This window comes from Infirmifilum sp., assembly GCF_049970975.1.
Classification (GTDB): Archaea; Thermoproteota; Thermoprotei; order Thermofilales; family Thermofilaceae; genus Thermofilum; species Thermofilum uzonense.
Map to the genome: position 1 here is coordinate 1 of NZ_JBMFLX010000195.1, position 1,845 is coordinate 1,845.

The window sequence follows — 1,845 nt, forward strand, 5'->3', positions numbered from 1 at the left end:
TCCTCCTCGCCGGAGACCCCGCGGTCTACGTGAGGACAGAGGCGGAGTTCAGGGACGTCGCGAGGCAGGCGAAGACGTTTTCAATGGACTTCGAGTCCTAGCGGGTTTACGACGTATCGAGCAGGTAGGAGCCGGGCGAAGCCCCCGACACAGTCGTAGTAGACATCTTTGGCTCTTGAAGGTGGCGAGGCAGATGAGTGAGCTAGCTCAGCGAGGGCAGGCGGAAGTAGCTAAGAAGAAGAGGTGCGTAGCCCTAGACGCGCAGACCCTGGTGGCGGCTGTACACGAGGTCTACAGAGTACCGGGGGTTTGGGAGACGAGAAGGCCAGGTCTCCTTACAAGCACGTGAGGCTGGTGATAGACTCGATCAGCGCATTCTGGGCAGACAAACCGGCCATGGCGATGAAGTACAGCTACGACTCGAAAACAGCGACTCACAGAGAAAACGTAACGGCCTACCTTGTCTCGCAGTACGCTATGACCACAAGGTCTACGTTCAGCTTCGGACTCGGGCACATAGCAGACGGGGCCTTCCACTTGTGGATGGATAACGTTGGATCGAGGAGGGAAGTAGTAAGGTACCTGATCATCAAGGAAATGGGGATGACAAACCGCAGGAGAACGGCTTTTTAAGCTGGGCACAATCCTCGGCAAGGGCATAGTGATCTCGGAGCCCGGCTGAGGCTACCTGCAGAAGCCCCGCATGTTAACCGGTGTTGGAGAGGCAGCCCTATTAGGCAGCAGTTGCCCGCTCTCAAGCCTAGCGAGAGCTCTGCTTAGGGGCTCGGCATCTAGTGCTACAGTAACAGCCACAGCAGCCAGCGCAGACCACTTACCCCACTTATCAACCCAGTACTCCTCCACGAGCTTCTCGTCAATCGAATAAGCCGTGCTCGCGATTCTCATGAGCCACCTATCAATCGGCGGTAGCTCGTAGCGCCTCGTTGAAAACGTTATTGCAAGCCTCGCAGTGTAAGGCCCAACGCCCTTAATGCCCCTCAAGACCTTCTCGGCCTTCTCGGGCTTTATTCTAGACAGCTCTCTCTCCGAAACCCCGCTTTCGAGTAGGAAGCGGGCTGCGTTGACAATAGTCCTCGACCTGTAGCCAACTCCCGCCTCGAGGAGCTTTTCAACGTTTTCAAGGACTTCGCTAGGAGTAGGCGGCCTCAACACCTTCCTGCCCTCCACCTCGACGTACTTTCCGTAGGCTTCTACGAGCCTGTGGAGCATTTCCCACCCCTGCTTGAAGCTCGCGTTCTGCTGGCATGTCCCGGTAACGAGGGCCCACCACAGCCCGCTTGACCTGAGCCTCCACCCAGAGTACTCAACTGCAAAGGGGCCGAGTAGGGGGTCCCCTCGAGCTTTAGAGTAGAACTCTGAGGGGTCTTCCCGGAGCCCCATAACCTCTTCGAGCTTCTTTACCAGTTCATCCACGTTACTGCAGCTCTGCGAGTAGAGCCTGTAGCCGCCGTTGCGCAGCACGACTGCCACCGATGGCTCATCGCTCGGCAGGTATACGTATGAGTAGTGCTCGCCAAGCCAGAAGCACAGGTTGTACGTCGTGGCGGTAAGCCAGGGATCCGCTCCCCGGGCCTCTAACAAGCCCTCGGCACACAGCCTGAGACCCAAAGCGCTTCACCACAAGCGCGTGCAACTATACGCACAGCGATTGGGCAATTAAGTGTTATAGTTGAGCGCGCTCCTATAACACGGGGACCTAGGCATTAGCTACTTCGAGTAAGCTTCTCGTTGACGACGTTCAGAGCGTTTTCTCCAGCATGAAGGAACTTCTCTGCGGTGCCACGGCCTATCTATATCCAGGGCTTTCTAAGCCCTTTTCGGGTA

The 1,845-nt window shown here is 56.8% G+C and carries 3 protein-coding genes; 2 read left to right on the forward strand and 1 reads right to left on the reverse strand.

Annotation, left to right across the window (positions count from 1 at the left end):
* Window positions 1–193 precede the first annotated feature (193 nt).
* Together ACP5KC_RS10480 and ACP5KC_RS10485 are read left to right on the forward strand one after the other, a co-directional pair.
* Window positions 194–349, forward strand: coding sequence for a hypothetical protein (locus tag ACP5KC_RS10480; RefSeq protein WP_428287555.1), 156 nt, complete (start codon window positions 194–196; stop codon window positions 347–349).
* A complete protein-coding gene (locus tag ACP5KC_RS10485) occupies window positions 310–633 on the forward strand; it encodes an ATPase domain-containing protein (RefSeq protein ID WP_428287556.1) in 324 nt (107 codons plus the stop codon). Before ACP5KC_RS10480 ends, ACP5KC_RS10485 begins: the two co-directional genes overlap by 40 nt.
* Window positions 634–684: 51 nt before the next feature.
* Here the strand turns inward: ACP5KC_RS10485 and ACP5KC_RS10490 are convergent, their stop codons facing one another.
* Window positions 685–1,629: a DNA-3-methyladenine glycosylase family protein gene (locus ACP5KC_RS10490; RefSeq protein ID WP_428287557.1), complete on the reverse strand. Its 945-nt coding sequence runs from the start codon at window positions 1,627–1,629 to the stop codon at window positions 685–687.
* Between the last annotated feature and the right edge of the window lie 216 nt (window positions 1,630–1,845).

What these genes read in the sequence shown, in the direction of transcription:
- ACP5KC_RS10480 (WP_428287555.1), top strand. Translation starts at nt 194, where the DNA reads ATGAGTGAGCTAGCTCAGCGAGGGCAGGCGGAAGTAGCTAAGAAGAAG.